This is a genomic window from Nocardia arizonensis, assembly GCF_001310275.1.
Classification (GTDB): domain Bacteria; phylum Actinomycetota; class Actinomycetes; order Mycobacteriales; family Mycobacteriaceae; genus Nocardia; species Nocardia arizonensis.
On record NZ_LGYZ01000087.1, the window covers coordinates 168,778 to 184,605 of the forward strand.

Genomic DNA, 15,828 nt, shown 5'->3' on the forward strand with positions numbered 1-15,828 from the left:
ACATGACCAGCATTGAAGACAAGCCGTCGACCACCCTGACCGAGCAGGAGCAGGAGTGGGTCGACAAGTTCATGGACGAGACGACCCTGTTTCTCGGCCCCGACCCGGCCATCATGCGTGACCACAGCATCTCCGCACGGTCCACGCATGAGGAGCTGGCGATCGCAGCCGGCGTCGACCGCCTGCAGGTCGAGCGAATCCGCAAGCGGATCGCCGGCGCGCTCGACGAGGGCTACGAGATGTGCGAGGCGCAGGGCGCGGCACCGGGCGCGAAATGGGGTGACCTCACCACCGCGATCTACACCGCGAACGGCGACGTCTCCTACCTGTCCTGCCACGGAGTCATCGCCTTCAGCGCGATTCTGCACCACCCGATCCGATACATCATGAAGTACTGGAAGGACGAACCGACCGTCGGTATTCACGAAGGCGATGGGTTCATCCACAACGACGCGCGGTTCGGCAACATCCACAACACCGACCAGTCGATGATCATGCCGATCATGCGCGACGGCCAGGTCATCGCCTGGGTCGCCGCCACGATCCACGAGGGTGAGAACGGCGCCTGCGAGCCGGGTGGTATGCCCTCCGGTTCGGAAACGCCGTTCGACGACGGGCTGCGGATGAGCCCGTTCAAGATCGTCGAACGTGGCCACCTGCGCCGCGACCTGCTGACCTTCCTGCAGCATTCGGTGCGGGACCCGAAACTGCAGCTCGCCGACCTGAAGGTGAAGATCACCGCAGTGCGCAAGATCATGTCGCGGATCGACAAGATCATCGAGGAGGTGGGAGTCGACACCTTCGTCGGGGCCCTGCGCACCACGGTCGAGGACGTCGACACCGAGGTGCGGCGGCGGATCAGCGAACTGCCCGACGGCACCTACCGGTTGGACCAGTTCATGGACTCCACCCTCAAAGAGAACATCCTCATCAAGTTCGCCTGCAAGGTGACCGTCAAGGGCGAACAGATGACCGTCGATCTGCGCGGCACCGGGCCGGAGATCCTCAATCGCGCCATCAACAGCCCACTGTGCTCGGTGAAATCGATGTTCATGCAGGCGATCCTGGCGTTCTGGTGGCCGGACCTGCCGCGCTGTACGTCGGCGATGAGCTGCATCGAGATCATCTCCGACGAGGGCACCTGGGCCGATGCCTCCTACGACGCTCCGATGGGCCAGTCACTGCAGGCATCCTTCCGCGGCTTCTCCGCCCTGCAGGCACTCTACAGCCGGATGTCGTTCTCCACTCCGAAAAAGTACAGCAACGTTGTCGCACCCTGGTTCAACCAGATCAACACCTTTCTGTGGGGTGGGATCACCCAGCACGGCGACATGGTCGGCAACCTCTGCGCGGACCTCAACGGCATGCCCGGTGGCGCCAAGCCGTTCCACGACGGCGAGGACGCGGTTTCACCGCTGTTCTGTGCGATGGCCGACACCGCCGAGCAGGAGGTCATGGAGGAGGAGGTCCCCTTCATGCAGCTGGTATCCAAGCGACTGGTCCGCGACAACATGGGCTTCGGGAAGTTCACCGGCGGCATGGGTTACGAGATGATCGTCGCTGCCGAGGGCACCCCGCAGTGGGGCTTCATGACGGTAACCTCGGGTGCGAAGTTCTCCTCAATCTATGGCATGTACGGAGGCTACGGCTGCGGCACCTACCCGCTGGCCATGGTCAAGGGAACCAACGTCTACGAACACATCCGCCGGGACAACTCCAAGTTCGATCTCTCGATCGAGAAGGTCATGAACGAGCGGCCGTTCGAGGACGGGCGCTACTCGACCTACCACATGGGTCTGCAGTTCGACATCGCCAAGGACGGCGAGCTGTACATGATCAGCCAGGGTGCCGGCGGTGGTTACGGTGACCCGCTGGAACGGCTGCCCGAATCGGTGGTCAAGGACGCCGAACTCGGTCGGATCACCCAGAAGGTCGCCGAGGACATCTTCGGCGTGCGCTACGACCCGCAAACCTTCCGCCTGGACGTCGAGGGCACCCAGGCGGCGCGTGAGGCGGCCCGCAAGGCGCGGCTCCAGCGCGGCAAGCCGTACACCGAGTTCTACCAGGAGTTCGTCAAGCCAAAGCCGACGGAAGACCTCTACTACTACGGTTCATGGGGCTCGGACACCGAGGAGATCACCGCGACCGTCTTCACTATCGACGGGCCGCAACAGGTCACCGCACCACTGAAGGAACTGCCGATCGTCATGATCCCGGACCGCCGGGAAGTCAAGATCGCCCAGCTCGAGGCACGGGTGCGCGATCTGGAGGACAAGCACGGAGAGAACTTCCGGCGTCTCGCCTGACAACCCGTGCCGCCGGGCGGGTGCGGGACCCGGTTCTCGTCCCGGGTGTCGCACCCGTCTCGCCATTCACCAGCCAGGAGAAATCATGTCTTCATCCCTGCAGTCCCTGGTCAGGACGCCGCCCAGCGGTCGCTCACGACCGCTGCTGGTCGACTCCGACGCCTACGCCACGACCGTCATTCGCCAGGGGAACCCGATTCCGTGGACCGACCTCAGCGCGCTGTCCGGCCACGTCGCCCAGGTCCACTCCCTGCTCGACCCCGATGCGCTCTGGGCGGATGTCGAGGCCCTCACCGGTGCGCATCTCGGCGCCGGCCCGAGCCTCGTGACACGGATGGGAGCGCGGTCGCGCACCGGCTACCCATTGCGCACCATGCTCGGAGCCGAGGCATTGGTGGATCGGATCCTCACCACCGTGCGCACCCTGGCCGACGCGACACGACGGCCGGTCGTCCTCGATGTGCCTTCCCCCGCGCGCTGGCTAGGCCGGGTCCACGCGCTGGTCGGGAACCCATTGGCCACTGTCGATTACGACGCCGCCGACAGCGCCTCGATGTACCTCGCCGAATGGCTTGGCAAGCTGGGGCCACTGCCGATCGCACTCGTGCTGCTCGACGCCCGGACATCCGACGGGGACGCCGCGGTCACCACGACGGAGACGACATCGTCCTACTCGTCGATCATCAACGTGGCCAGTCATTTTGGCTGGACCCTCGCACTGCGGTCCGAGCACACGGTGGAGGTGGCGGTCGGCGCCCCGGACATCGCGCTTGTGCCTGAGGACTACTGGCTCGATGACGCCGAATTCGGTGCGGCGGAGGTTCTGCTCGCGACCATCCCCGCCACGGCGTCTCCGGAAAAGGTGCTCGATCGGCACGCGCGGATCGGCTGAGAGGCGAATCATGGACAAGGTTGTCAACACCGCCGATCGGGCCGTCAAGGAGGTCGAGACCGGGATGACGATTGCTACGGGCGGATTCGGGATCTGTGGCATCCCCGCGGTGCTGCTCGAAGCGCTCGCCCGCCGCAGTAGCCGGGAACTCACCATCGTCTCCAACAACTGCGGACTCGCCGGAATCGGCAACTCGCTGCTGCTGGAGAATCGCCAGATCCGACGGCTCATCGCATCCTACGTGGGCGAGAACAAGGAACTCGAACGACAGTATCTGCAGGGCGAGGTCGAGATCGAGCTCACCCCGCAGGGAACACTCGCCGAACGGCTGCGCGCTGGCGGTGCGGGGATCGCCGCCTTTTACACTCGGACCGGGGTCGGCACCCAGGTCGCTGGTGGCGGGCTGCCGGTCCGGTACGCCGAGGACGGGTCCGTCGCCGTCGCCTCCGCCGCGAAGCCGACCAAGCTATTCGCCTGGGACGGTGCCGAGCAAACGTTCGTCCTCGAAGAGGCGCTGCGGCCGGACGTCGCCCTGATACGAGCGTGGCAGGGCGACCGGCACGGCAACCTCGTGTTCCGGAAGGCCGCGCGCAACTTCAACCCGCTGTGCGCGATGGCCGCGCGCTGGACCGTCGCCGAGGTCGAGCATCTGGTCGACCCGGGCGACATCGACCCCGACCAGGTGCACCTACCGGGGATCTACGTCGACCAGGTGCTGCCGCTCACCCCGGAGCAGGCCGCGGACAAGGGCATCGAGCGCCGAACGGTCCAGGCGCACCCGGCCGGCGAGCTGGCCACGCACGAAGGAGCACGTTGATGGCATGGAACCGTGACCAGATGGCCGCCCGGGCCGCGGCCGAACTGCACGACGGTGACTACGTCAACCTGGGCATCGGGTTGCCGACGCTGGTCCCCGGGCATGTGCCGTCGGGGGTCCACATCGTCCTCCAATCGGAGAACGGCATTCTGGGCCTGGGCCCCTACCCTCGGGAGGGGGGAGAGGACCCCGACCTCATCAACGCCGGGAAGGAGACGGTGACGACGACAGTCGGGGCGAGCTTCTTCGACTCGGCGACGAGCTTCGGCATGATCCGCTCTGGAAAGGTAGACGCGGCGATCCTGGGCGGAATGCAGGTCAGCGAGCGGGGCGACCTGAGCAACTGGGTCGTGCCCGGCAAGCTCGTCAAGGGCATGGGCGGGGCCATGGATCTCGTCCACGGCGCCCAGCGGGTCATCGTCCTCATGGAACACGTCGCCAAGGACGGCACACTGAAGATCATGCGCCACAACACCCTTCCGCTCACTGGCGAGGCCGTGGTCCATCGCATCATCACCGACCTGGCGGTCCTCGACGTGACCGATGAGGGCCTGCGTCTGGTCGAATGCGCGTCCGGCGTGCGAGCCGAGCAGGTACGGGCGTCGACGGACGCGCCGGTACTGGAGAATTGACCGCCTCGCCGAGCGAAGCGGCAAGCAGCCGAACAAGCACGGCTGGCAAGGCTCGTTGATATCAGCAGCCAGTGCAGACCTGGCCAGCCGCACCCCACTGACCGTAGCTGTGTCCAGACGGCCGTCTGATGGTGGGGATGCACTGCGTCGCGTCGTCACACCTCACGCAGCCTGCTCCGACGGGTGGTGGCTGCCCCGATCGGAGGCCGTCATCGCAAAAGACATGTCCAACAACATCCGATTGCACCACAACCGACAGCAAGGATTGAACCATGAAGGCACTTGTATACGGCGGACCCGGACTCAAGGAGTGGACTGACGTCCCAGACCCGGAGATCCTCCAGCCGACCGACGTTATCGTCCGGGTCGACACCACGACCATCTGTGGGTCCGATCTCCATATCCTCAAAGGAGACGTCCCCTCGGTCGAGCCGGGCAGGGTGCTCGGCCACGAGGGCGTCGGTACAGTCGTTGAGATCGGTACGGCCGTCAGCACCTTGACAGTCGGTGACCGAGTGATCATCTCCTGCATGACTGCTTGTGGCTCCTGCGGGTATTGCCGTACCGGCCTCTACTCGCACTGTCTCGCCGACGAAGGTGTCCCTGGTCTCGGGTGGGCGCTGGGTCACGTCCTCCACGGCACCCAGGCTGAGTACGTCCGCGTTCCGTTCGCCGATCACTCCGTGCACAAAGTCCCGGCGGGAGTCTCCGATGAGGCAGCGGTGATGCTCTCCGACATCCTTCCTACCGGCTTCGAGATCGGCGTCCGTTACGGACGAGTCAAGCCCGGCGACGTCGTCGTTGTCATCGGTGCCGGGCCCGTGGGCCTGGCAGCGATCATGACCGCAGGCCTTTACGGAGCCTCGCGCATCATTGCAGTGGACCTGAACGACAACCGCCGGGACCAGGCTCTCGCCTTCGGGGCAACAGACGCGGTCGACGCGGGCGCTGCCGATTGGGCGTCACAGGTGCGATCAATGACGGATGGCTTCGGGGTGGACGTCGCGATTGAGGCGGTCGGCGTGCCGACCACCTTTGAGGCCTGTACCCAGATTGTTCGGCCCGGCGGAACGGTCGCCAACGTGGGTGTGCATGGTGCGCCCGCCGAGCTGCGCCTGCAGGACCTGTGGATCCACGACGTCACGATCACCACGGGCTTGGTCAGTACGTCGACGACGCCAATGCTGCTCAACCTTGTCGCCCAGAACAAGCTCGAGGCGGAGCGGTTCGCCACCCACCGGTTCGGCTTCGAAGAGTTCCCGACGGCGTATGACACGTTCGCCAACGCCGCAGAGAGCAAGGCACTCAAGGTCATCCTCAATCAGTGACATTGGGATGAGCGGCGCCTCTTTTGTCAGCGCTTTTGCGCGCTGCTCGCCTGGCGTCGGCTCAACGCTGGCCGATACGGCACCGGGAACACGAGCGCGGTGCCGTACCGGCCGAGGTCGAAATCCTGCTCGACGGCGGCGTACGCCGCGGCAGCGACGTCGTCAAAGTCCTCGGCTCGGCGCCCAGGCCGTCATGATCGCCTACCTCTGGGTATGGCCGCCGTCGGTGATATTCAGCATCGGCGTCCACAGCACCGCCAACCTCGTCATGGCCGCTATCGCCGCCACGCTTTCCCCGCGAACCGTCGGCCCTTGAGTACCAAGGCCGCGCAGTTAGTGGTGTTGCCCGGTTGTCAACCGGGCAATACTTCGACGCGGATGCTGGTCCGGTAGCTGTGCCGGTCGACGTCGCCCTTGGCTCGGTGTTTCGAGACGGCGCGTTTGACGATTCGCGGGTTGGATCGGGCCCGTCGTGGGGGCATCGGCCGGGCACGGACCGCACGGCCGATCTCACCGACCAGACCGGCGGCGAAGACACCTGCGGGGTGAACGAGCTGATCGCGGGCAGTGTGCAGGGCGATGGTAAAACTCGCGCGGTCCGGTACCAGGTCGGTGCCGGTGACGGCGTCGTGCATCGCGATCCGCAGGGCCTGGTAGGTGGTGAGTAGAGCGTAAACCTCCTGTTCGACACCGGCGGGAGTACGGGCGCGCAGGACACGTCCGCCGAGGATGCTCGATTTCAGTTCCATATACCGGTTTCGATCTATCGGGTAAGGCCAGCGGGTTGCCCCGCTGGCCTCCCCTCAGCACTGCCCGTGCGGCTTTCACCGCGAGTCAGCGCAAGCAAGCCGCGAGGGCGACGTGGGAGTGCAGGCGGTGCGACTGCGCTGGCGAGTGAGGAGTTCACGCTGGCAGGCCGCGTGGACGAGGCGGGTGTGGTCACCGTCCGGTGAGCTGGGCCGTCCGTGGTGGGTGAGGTAGTCGGCGTTGATCGCCCTGCGGATGATCTGCTGCCACCACCGTTCCCATTCGTGGGGGGACTGCGGCGGTTGGTCGGCGGTCAGGATCGGTCCCCGGCAGATCGGGCAGCGGCCGTCCTGCTTGGTGAGCAGGCGCAGCGTGTAGCTGTCCAGCGGGGGTTTGACGCGCCGTCGCCGGTTGGCCCAGTACTCGGCCAGGGCGGGGTCATCTGGGGATGCCGCGCCCTTGACCATGGTGTGCCGGACGATGCCGGTCCAGGAGGGTTTCGCCAGGTAGGTGCCGCTGGCGGCATCACCGAACACCCAGCGATCGTTTCTGAACTTGTTGTATTTGCCGAAGTAGCGGGCCACGATCCATTTCTTCGGCTTGTTGGCGTGGCTGAAGGTCGCCCATTTGTAGCTGAGCGCCCACAGGTAGCTGTCCAGACTGGAGAATGTGCTGGACGAGACCACGCCCCGGTAGTAGGCCGTCCAACCCCGGGTGATGGGGTTGATCCTGGCGATGACCGCCGCCGCGTTCGCCCCGCGCAAGGCGCGGAACTCGGTGCGGAGCCGTTCCCGGATTCGCTGGATAGCCGCTTTCGACGGTTTGATCAGCAGCTTGCCGTGATACCGCCTGATGTTGAAGCCCAGGAAATCGTATCCATCGTCATCGATGTGTACGATCTTGGTCTTTTCCTCGTTGAAGGTGAGACCCCTGGGTGCCAACCATTCAGCGATTCTGGCCTTGACTTCCTGCGCCTGCCGCTGGCTGTGGCAGAGTGCGACCAGGTCGTCAGCGTACCGAATTACCATCGGTGAGCCCGGTTTGATTTTCCCCGCCTCGCTGGTTCCGGCGGGGTAATATCGGACTCCGGCGGCCGTTTCCAACCCGTGCAGAGCGACATTCAGTAGGAGTGGGCTGATCACACCACCCTGGGGTGTTCCCTCATCGGTTGGCGCGAACCCTTTTCTTTCCTCTATCACCCCGGCTTTCAGCCATTTCCGGATCAGATCCCTGGCCGGGAAAGACCCGAGCGCTTCCAATAACCGGTTGTGATCGATCTTGTCGAATGCCGCTGCCAAGTCCGCGTCCAGAGCCCAGACCCGCTTGGTCTTGGCGGAACAGCAAGTCTGGAAGATCGCCCCGATCGCGTCATGGCAACTTCGCCCCGGCCGAAACCCGTAAGATTTGGGCTCGAACCGGGCTTCCCACTCTGGTTCCAGTGCATTACGGACCCTGCCTTGATGGCAGCGGTCCGCGATGACCGGAATTCCGAGCGGCCTCAATTTTGCACGGTTTCCCGCCTTGGGTATATACACCCTCTTCAACGGCCGGGGACACCAGGTTGAGGCTTCGCGATGCACCCGCACCGCCAACTCCACCCTGGCCCGGGAAGTCAAAGCGACTTCCGCATCGACCCCGGCGGTTTTGCGTCCTGCGTTCAGCTGCGTCGCTTGCCGCACGCTGACCAGCGTGTTGCTCCAGCTCCGCAGCATGAGTTTCTGTAGGTCCCTGACCGTTGCCAGGGAACCCTCCCGCGTCGCCTTGAAGATCCGCTGCCGTAGCCGCCGTACGTTCTCCTCGTGCACGCGCCAGTCGATGGCGGCCCAATCGAGGGTCACGTCCTTGGGTCCGTTCACCATTGGTGTCTAACTTGTCCTTCGGTTCCGGGGTTTCGGCTGCTTGTTCTCAAAGGCTCACCTGCCCACGTCAGCGCCCTTTCGGGCCCGGGCACCAGGCCCGGTATCCGGCCAGTTATCCAGCGGCAGCGGCTGGAGGTGCCGCCGTCATGCCTCTGGTTTCCTGCTGACTTTCGTCCACCGCCACCAGGATTTCACCCGATAGCGATGACGCCGTTCTCGGCGTGACCGGCTTTTGCTTCTTGGGCATCTTGTTCCCGCCAGAGAATTCCGCCTCCCTTACGGTTGGCCTACCTGTCCGCCCCCAGGCGTTCAGGACTCTGCCGGGTTTTCCGTGTTCCGCACGTGCGAGATGCGGCCGGGGTGGGTGCCTCCTATACTCCGGGGCGGTGGTGTCCTCCCGATCAGCGATGGGTCTCCGATCGGCACCTGCCGTTTCTCACCGGCCAGCCCTGTCATCCGCCTCACGCATTCCACCGGCGGAAGCCACTATTACGAAGCATGCGGAAATTCACCTACATTCACCCGTCCGGCCTTCTCCTCGCCCGCCGCCGCTGGATGGAACAGCAACAGCTTCGGCTTCTACCCCGGGCTTCACACCCCGCAGTCACCCGCGACGCATGCCAGGGCGGAGACAATCCCATAGACACTGGATCGGGTTCACGTCTTCACCAATGGAACCTCCAAACAACGTGACCACTCACATCGTGCGACTTTCACGTCGCACCCCACCGCTGGTGGTAGAGGGCTACCAGGTCTTTCGCCGGGTAGCGGCGCGGGTCGAGCAAGGTGTCCATGACTCAGGATCGCTACTTCGGGCGCGGTCGGCAGCATCCGCAGGTGGCAGCGATGCTCGACCGAGCACTGTCCATAAGCGATGAATAAACGATGGATTGAGGCTCAGCGAAGTACCTGAACTGCGCAACCTCCGAGAACGGTCAACTGTAAGTGACGGGACAACCGAATTATTCCGAGGTCGTCCGGGCGGACGATCAGTGGACGTTGAGGTAGAAGACGAGGACGGCTATGAACGCGGCGGTGAGCAGCAGGGTGGACAGGCGGGGGCGGCCCAGCGTCGGGGGGCGGCGACGCCCGAGCCACACGGAGTCGACCGAGGGGTCGAGGGAGTGGCGCGGGGGCGGGCCATCGGGGGTCTCGGCCTGCGCGGGGCCGGATATCTCGGAGTCGTCGGAGGAGTCATCGCCGGATCCCATGAATGCACCGTAGTGCCGAGGGGCGCCATCGCGCCCGGTTTGCCGGGCCGGTTTCCAATGCCGTTGCTATTCGGTGACGTTCCCGACGCCCGAACGGCGAGTCCGGTATCAGGTGAGGCGGCGGCGGAATGCCTCGGTGCCGGCGCCGGAGGCGAGATCGACCGTGACCACGCGCAATTCGATACCCGACCGGTCGATGTCGAGAACCATGAATCCGAGCTGGTTGTAGGTCTCGAACAGGGTCGGATGGCCCGCGTTCGCCCCGGTCTTCGGTTCGGCGCCTACGGTTTTGGCGGCGGCGCCGGAGATCAGCTGGCGGGTGCCCTTGGCGGCGGGGCTCGGTTCGAGCACCTGGAGGGAATGATCGTGACCGGAGAGGATGAGATGGCAGCGGCCGATCACCAGATCCTCGAAGAAGCGCTTGACGTGCACACCGTTGATCGGTTCTATCGCCAGGCCCTCGTAGTTGCCCGCGTCGCCGTGCGGGCCGTTGTTGAGATAGGGCTGGTGGGTGCAGGCGATCTTCCACGTCGCGGGTGATTCGGCGATGGCGCGGTCGAGCCAGGCCCGCTGGGCGTTCATATACTCGCCGTCGGGCGACCAGTACGGGGACAGAAACGGCGGAATGTAGGCGGCGATGGGGTTGACGTCGAGGACGAAGAATTCGACCACCGGGTTCTGTTCGGGCAGCCGCACCGAGTAGTAGCGGCTCGGCATCCACCAGCGCGCCGAATTCGCGTGGTATTCGACCTCGTGATTGCCGCGCAACAGCCAGCCGCCGTCACCGGGCAACACCGAACTGGTGTCGTGATTGCCCAGCACCATCGCCCACGGGAAGTCCAGGCCCGTGTTGGGATTCTCGAATTTGTCGGTGAACTGCACGTCGGTGCCGCTGGTCGGGCCGGTTTCGTAGATATTGTCGCCGAGGCCGAGCGCGAGTCCGAACGGTGCTCTGCGGTGGTATTCGCGCGCAGCGTCGGCCACCGCCCACTGGGTACGGGTTCCGGTGCCCGCGTCGCCGGTGACCAGCACGCGCACCGAACCCCCGGTGGGAAATTCGAATTTCCGTATCCCCGCCGACACCGGTACCGCCTGCGCCGGGGCGAGGCCGACCAGTGTCGCGCCCGCCGCGACGGCGGCGGCGCCCGCCAGCAGTTCCCGCCGTCCGATCCCCTGCCCGCTGCTCATCCGATGCCCTTTCGTTGGTCCGCCACGCGCCGCCCGCGCCACCCCAAGCCATCTTGGACGATCGACCAAGGCAGGTCCACCCGGGACGGCGCAGTTCACCGAGTGTCAATCCGACGACTACCGGTCCGCCCTTACATCCGGGCGACCGCTTCGAGCACACCTTCGCCGTATCGGGCGAGCTTGTTCTCGCCGACCCCGCTGACCGTGCCGAGTTCGGCCATCGAGCCCGGTTTGCGCGCGGCGATCTCGCGCAGAGTGGAGTCGTGGAAGACGACGTAGGCGGGCACACCCTGTTCCTTCGCCGTCGCCGCCCGCCATTCGCGCAACCTCTCGAACAGCCCCGCGTCGGCCGGGCCGAGATCCACGGCAGCGGCCTTGGCGGACTTGGCCGGTTTGGCCGCGCGCACCGATTTGGAGACCCGTTCCAACTCGCGGCGCAACCGCACCCGACGCCCGGAGAACAGCACCTCGTTGCTGGCCTCGGTGAGGGTGAGCACACCGTATTCGCCGTGCACAGCGAGCAGTCCGTGCGCGAGTAGTTGCCGCACCACACCGCGCCATTCCGCATCGCGCAGATCGGTGCCGACCCCGAAGACCGACAGTTCGTTGTGCGCGTGTTGCAGCACCTTGGGATTGGATTTGCCGAGCAGGATGTCGATGATATGACCCGCGCCGAAGCGCTGCCCGCGCTCGCGATCCAGCCGCAGCACGGCCGAGAGCAGTTTCTGCGCCGCCACGGTGCCGTCCCAGGACTCCGGCGGGGCCAGGCAGGTGTCGCAATTGCCGCACTCCCCGCCGGGCTGGCCGAAATAGGCCAGCAGCTGCCCGCGACGGCACGAGACCGTCTCGCATAATGCGAGCATGGCGTCCAGATGCAATTGCAACTGCCTGCGATGGGCGGCGTCGCCCTCCGAGTTGTCGATGAGTTTGCGCTGTTGCACGACATCGTTGAGTCCGTAGACCATCCACGCCGTGGAGGGCAGTCCGTCGCGGCCCGCGCGCCCGGTCTCCTGGTAGTAGCCCTCCACCGATTTCGGTAGGTCGAGGTGGGCGACAAAGCGGACGTCGGGTTTGTCGATACCCATGCCGAACGCGATTGTGGCAACGACGACCAGACCGTCCTCGCGCAGGAACCGAGCCTGATTCTCGGCGCGGGTGCGATTGTCGAGACCGGCGTGGTACGGGATGGCGGTGACGCCGTTCTCGGTGAGGAAGGCGGCCGTCTTTTCCACCGAGTTGCGCGAGAGACAGTAGACGATTCCGGCGTCGCCCGCGTGTTCGGTGCGGATGAAATCGAGCAGTTGCCGATCCGCGCGGTTCTTCGGCTCGATGCGGTACTGGATATTGGGGCGGTCGAAACTGGCGACGAAGCGCCGGGCCGAGCCGAGATCGAGCCGGTGGATGATCTCGTCACGGGTCTTCTCGGTGGCGGTGGCGGTCAACGCGACCCGCGGCACCCGCGGCCAGCGCTCGTGCAGGACCGACAGCGCCAGGTAGTCGGGCCGGAAATCGTGACCCCACTGCGAGACGCAGTGCGCCTCGTCGATGGCGAAAAGCGAGACCGTGCCGCGATCGAGCAACTGCATCGTGGCTTCGGACCGCAGCCGCTCCGGCGCCAGATAGAGCAGGTCGAGTTCGCCCGCGACGAATTGCGCCTCGACCATGCGGCGCTCGTCGGGATACTGGGTGGAATTGAGGAAGCCCGCGCGCACACCGAGCGCGCTCAACGCGTCGACCTGGTCCTGCATGAGCGCGATGAGCGGTGAGACGACGACGCCGACGCCGGGGCGCACCAGCGCGGGCACCTGGTAGCACAATGACTTTCCGCCGCCGGTCGGCATGAGCACCAGCGCGTCGCCGCCGCCGATGATGTGCTCGACGATCGCGGCCTGATCACCGCGGAAGCTGTCGTAGCCGAAGACCCGACGCAGAACCTCTTGCGCCGCACCGTTTCCGGAGTCGGCGCCTTCGGTCACCGCGGCCGGGATCACTTCGGGGGGAGTCACCCGGCCCATATTACGAGCGACCCGCGACCTCCGTTCGGCGGGCGCGGAGCGTGACCGGGGCCGACGTCGGCCGCGCGGTTATTCGCGCACGTAGTAGCGCAGGGTCGCGTACGCGGTGATCGCGGCCACCACGACGCCGACCGGAGCGATGGTCAGCGCGACGATCGCGATGTCGTCGCCGGTGATACGCGGGAACACATTGCTGTCGAACAGCGGGCCCAATGCCCGGTCGATGACCAGCGGCCGGGCGGTGAGCAGTCCCAGAATCGCCAGCAGCGAGCCCGCCAGCGCCGCGACCACCGCCTCCATGAGGAACGGCAATTGGGTGTACCAGCGGGTCGCGCCGACCAGTCGCATGATGCTGACCTCGGTGCGCCGGGTGAAGGCCGCGATCTGCATCATGTTCGCGATCAGCAGCAATGCCGCCAGCGCCATCACCACTGCCAAGCCGAACGCGGCATTGCGCAGGCCGTCGAACAACCGCAGCAGCCGGTCGACGAACTCGCGGTCGTTGGCGACCGTGCGGACGCCATCGCGATTGTGGAAGCTGTTGTAGATGTGTTCGTACTGGTCGCCGTCGGTCATCTTGACCCGCATCGAGGCGGGCAGCGGCGTCTCGGAGATGTACTGCACCATCTCCGGCTGATCCTCGAACAGCTTCTTGGCCTCTTCCAGCGCGGCGGCGCGGTTGAGGAACTGCACACTGACCACGCCGGAGGTCTTCTTCATATCCGTCAACAGCGATTTGCACGGTTCGGCCGCGCAGTCGGGATCGTCGGCGGATATCGCGTCATCGAGGTAGAACCGCACCTCGAGTCGACCGGTGAAGTACTGCTCGGTCTTGTCGGCCATGCGCACCGACAGCAGGCCGCCGCCGAGCATGGCCAGCGAGACAGCGGTGGTGAGGATCATCGCGATGGTCATGGTCACATTGCGCCGCAGGCCGGTGAAGACCTCGCTGAACAGGAAACTCGCGCGCATTATCGACCTACCCCGTATACGCCGGTGGCCTCGTCGCGCACCAGACGGCCGCGATCCAACTCGATCACCCGTCTGCGCATCGCGTCGACGATGTGGTTGTCGTGGGTGGCCATGACCACGGTGGTGCCGGTGCGGTTGATCCGCTCGAGCAGGTACATGATGTCGGCGCTGGTGTCCGGGTCCAGGTTGCCGGTCGGCTCGTCGGCCAGCAGCACAAGCGGCCGGTTGACGAAGGCGCGCGCGATGGCGACGCGCTGCTGTTCACCGCCGGACAGCTCACTGGGCAGCCGCTCGGCCTTTCCGCCGAGCCCGACCAGATCCAGCACCTCGGGCACCGTCCGCTCGATCACCTGGCGACGTTTGCCGATCACCTCGAGCGCGAACGCCACATTCTGATAGACCGTCTTCTGCTGGAGCAGCCGGAAGTCCTGGAAGACGCAGCCCATGCGCTGGCGTAGTTTCGGCACTTTCCGCCCGGGCAGGCGGTCGACCCGGAAATCCGCGACACGGATCTCCCCCGCGGTGGGTTTCTCCTCCTTGAGGAGCAGACGCATGAAGGTCGACTTCCCTGAACCGGACGGCCCGATGATGAAGACGAACTCGCCCTTTTCCACATCGACCGTGATGTTGTCCAGCGCGGGTCTCGTCGAGGTCTGATACGACTTGGTGACGTTGCGCATGGTGATCACGGGGAGCCAGTGTAACCAGACCGGCGCCGTGACCCGCGCGGTCGCGCCGGCTACCGCCCCGCGGGCTCGGTCACGGCGGCCGCCGGAATGGTGTTCACCAGCAGACCGGTACCGATCGGAGCCGTTGTGTCGGGTTTCACGAAGAGGTAGAGCACGAAGATCGCGACCCACGCGATCATGAGCAGCGCGGTCGACTTACGCGGCCGCATCGATTCCCGCATGATCACCGTCACTTTAAGCTGTCTCACTGATTCCCTCCCGGCGCAGCGCAGCGGCGACTCGCACGCGCAGCTCACGGCCGACTTCGAACTGCTTGCCCGGCAGTGTGCGGGCAACCATCCGGATGTTGACCCGATCCATTGCCAGATCATCGATACCCATGACACTGGGTTCGTCGAGCAGCAACGGTTTCAGTCGCGGGTCCGCGTACGCCTCGGTGCCGACCCGGTGCAGGATCTCGTTCACGCGGGTGATGTCGACGGTGGCCGCCACCGGCACGTCGATCGCGGCGCGCGCCCAATCCTTGGAAAGATTGGTCACTTTCACGATCTGACCGTTGGGGACGGTGATCACCTCGCCATCGGAATTGCGCAAGGTGGTGATCCGCAACGTGACGTCCTCGACGGTACCCTCGGCCATCTCGGTCGAGCCCTGGACCGAGATGCTCACCACATCGCCGAAGCCGTACTGGCGTTCGGTGATGAGGAAGAAGCCCGCGAGGATGTCCTGCACGATGCGCTGCGCGCCGAAACCGAGGGCCGCGCCGAGCACGGCCGCGGGCGCGACCAGTCCGGTGACCTGAAAACCGAGACGCTGCAACAGTTCCATGCCAACCAGCACGTACACGACGGTGAGCACGACCCACGTGAGCACCTGCGCCAGCGCGTGCCGATGCTTGGCCGCCTCCGACCGCACCAGCGCGTCGCTGCTGCGGAATCCGGCGTCGATCTTCTGGGTGACCCGGTCGCGGACGAAGGTCGCGAAACGTCCGAACAACACCACGCCCAGCACGAGCAGGATGATCTCCAGCCCGCTCGAACGTAGCCAGTTCGTGGTGTCGGACGAGATGCCGAGCGCGATCACCGGATCGGCTCCTGTGATGTCTCACCAACCGCAACACACACGCCAGACAGGCTACAACGACGCACGCGACACCACCGCGCGTCGCCGCG

The 15,828-nt window shown here is 65.4% G+C and carries 14 protein-coding genes and 1 pseudogene; 6 read left to right on the forward strand and 9 right to left on the reverse strand.

Annotated elements, in window-relative coordinates:
• The first annotated feature begins 2 nt into the window (after window positions 1-2).
• The 6 genes and pseudogenes from APZ21_RS20525 to APZ21_RS35750 form a co-directional block, all read left to right on the forward strand.
• Window positions 3-2,306 carry a hydantoinase B/oxoprolinase family protein gene (locus tag APZ21_RS20525; RefSeq protein ID WP_054814908.1) on the forward strand — a complete coding sequence of 768 codons (2,304 nt, stop codon included), beginning with the start codon at window positions 3-5 and terminating at the stop codon, window positions 2,304-2,306.
• Window positions 2,307-2,391: 85 nt separating this feature from the next.
• A complete protein-coding gene (locus APZ21_RS20530) occupies window positions 2,392-3,198 on the forward strand; it encodes a hypothetical protein (protein WP_054814909.1) in 807 nt (268 codons plus the stop codon).
• A 10-nt stretch (window positions 3,199-3,208) separates the two neighbouring features.
• On the forward strand, window positions 3,209-4,015 hold the full coding sequence (locus APZ21_RS20535; protein WP_054814910.1) for a CoA transferase subunit A: 807 nt from the start codon (window positions 3,209-3,211) through the stop codon (window positions 4,013-4,015).
• Window positions 4,015-4,647: a 3-oxoacid CoA-transferase subunit B gene (locus APZ21_RS20540; protein WP_054814911.1), complete on the forward strand. Its 633-nt coding sequence runs from the start codon at window positions 4,015-4,017 to the stop codon at window positions 4,645-4,647. Before APZ21_RS20535 ends, APZ21_RS20540 begins: the two co-directional genes overlap by 1 nt.
• Before the next feature lie 272 nt (window positions 4,648-4,919).
• Entirely contained in the window at window positions 4,920-5,975 is a 1,056-nt protein-coding gene (locus APZ21_RS20545; protein ID WP_054814912.1) for a zinc-dependent alcohol dehydrogenase family protein, read from the forward strand.
• 101 nt (window positions 5,976-6,076) lie between these two features.
• A pseudogene (locus APZ21_RS35750) lies at window positions 6,077-6,178 on the forward strand (alpha-hydroxy-acid oxidizing protein); the annotation flags it as partial.
• A gap of 150 nt (window positions 6,179-6,328) precedes the next feature.
• On the opposite strand, the gene APZ21_RS20550 reads toward APZ21_RS35750, so the two are convergent.
• The 9 genes from APZ21_RS20550 to APZ21_RS20590 form a co-directional block, all read right to left on the reverse strand.
• Window positions 6,329-6,724, reverse strand: a complete 396-nt coding sequence (locus APZ21_RS20550; protein WP_054814913.1) for a hypothetical protein — start codon at window positions 6,722-6,724, stop codon at window positions 6,329-6,331.
• Window positions 6,725-6,799: 75 nt separating this feature from the next.
• On the reverse strand, window positions 6,800-8,581 hold the full coding sequence (ltrA, locus tag APZ21_RS20555; RefSeq protein ID WP_054814914.1) for a group II intron reverse transcriptase/maturase: 1,782 nt from the start codon (window positions 8,579-8,581) through the stop codon (window positions 6,800-6,802).
• Between the two features lie 989 nt (window positions 8,582-9,570).
• Entirely contained in the window at window positions 9,571-9,792 is a 222-nt protein-coding gene (locus APZ21_RS20560; RefSeq protein ID WP_054814915.1) for a WLR motif membrane protein, read from the reverse strand.
• Window positions 9,793-9,900: 108 nt separating this feature from the next.
• Entirely contained in the window at window positions 9,901-10,980 is a 1,080-nt protein-coding gene (locus APZ21_RS20565; protein WP_054814916.1) for a metallophosphoesterase, read from the reverse strand.
• Window positions 10,981-11,111: 131 nt separating this feature from the next.
• Window positions 11,112-12,986, reverse strand: coding sequence for a DNA helicase RecQ (gene recQ / locus APZ21_RS20570; protein ID WP_239476737.1), 1,875 nt, complete (start codon window positions 12,984-12,986; stop codon window positions 11,112-11,114).
• 78 nt (window positions 12,987-13,064) lie between these two features.
• A complete protein-coding gene (gene ftsX, locus APZ21_RS20575) occupies window positions 13,065-13,967 on the reverse strand; it encodes a permease-like cell division protein FtsX (RefSeq protein WP_054814917.1) in 903 nt (300 codons plus the stop codon).
• Window positions 13,967-14,656, reverse strand: coding sequence for a cell division ATP-binding protein FtsE (gene ftsE, locus APZ21_RS20580; protein WP_054814918.1), 690 nt, complete (start codon window positions 14,654-14,656; stop codon window positions 13,967-13,969). The genes ftsX and ftsE overlap by 1 nt, the downstream gene beginning before the upstream one ends.
• Before the next feature lie 50 nt (window positions 14,657-14,706).
• Window positions 14,707-14,904 carry an Rv3103c transmembrane domain-containing protein gene (locus tag APZ21_RS20585; protein WP_156371228.1) on the reverse strand — a complete coding sequence of 66 codons (198 nt, stop codon included), beginning with the start codon at window positions 14,902-14,904 and terminating at the stop codon, window positions 14,707-14,709.
• Window positions 14,891-15,736 (reverse strand): mechanosensitive ion channel family protein, encoded by an 846-nt coding sequence (locus APZ21_RS20590; protein ID WP_054814961.1) that lies wholly within the window; start codon window positions 15,734-15,736, stop codon window positions 14,891-14,893. The genes APZ21_RS20585 and APZ21_RS20590 overlap by 14 nt, the downstream gene beginning before the upstream one ends.
• Window positions 15,737-15,828: the final 92 nt, after the last annotated feature.

Bases quoted from the DNA above. Each gene is read 5' to 3' on its own strand.
- APZ21_RS20525 (WP_054814908.1), top strand. From the start codon at position 3: ATGACCAGCATTGAAGACAAGCCGTCGACCACCCTGACCGAGCAGGAG.
- APZ21_RS20530 (WP_054814909.1), top strand. From the start codon at position 2,392: ATGTCTTCATCCCTGCAGTCCCTGGTCAGGACGCCGCCCAGCGGTCGC.
- APZ21_RS20535 (WP_054814910.1), top strand. From the start codon at position 3,209: ATGGACAAGGTTGTCAACACCGCCGATCGGGCCGTCAAGGAGGTCGAG.
- APZ21_RS20540 (WP_054814911.1), top strand. From the start codon at position 4,015: ATGGCATGGAACCGTGACCAGATGGCCGCCCGGGCCGCGGCCGAACTG.
- APZ21_RS20545 (WP_054814912.1), top strand. From the start codon at position 4,920: ATGAAGGCACTTGTATACGGCGGACCCGGACTCAAGGAGTGGACTGAC.
- APZ21_RS20550 (WP_054814913.1), bottom strand. From the start codon at position 6,724: ATGGAACTGAAATCGAGCATCCTCGGCGGACGTGTCCTGCGCGCCCGT.
- ltrA (WP_054814914.1), bottom strand. From the start codon at position 8,581: ATGGTGAACGGACCCAAGGACGTGACCCTCGATTGGGCCGCCATCGAC.
- APZ21_RS20560 (WP_054814915.1), bottom strand. From the start codon at position 9,792: ATGGGATCCGGCGATGACTCCTCCGACGACTCCGAGATATCCGGCCCC.
- APZ21_RS20565 (WP_054814916.1), bottom strand. From the start codon at position 10,980: ATGAGCAGCGGGCAGGGGATCGGACGGCGGGAACTGCTGGCGGGCGCC.
- ftsX (WP_054814917.1), bottom strand. From the start codon at position 13,967: ATGCGCGCGAGTTTCCTGTTCAGCGAGGTCTTCACCGGCCTGCGGCGC.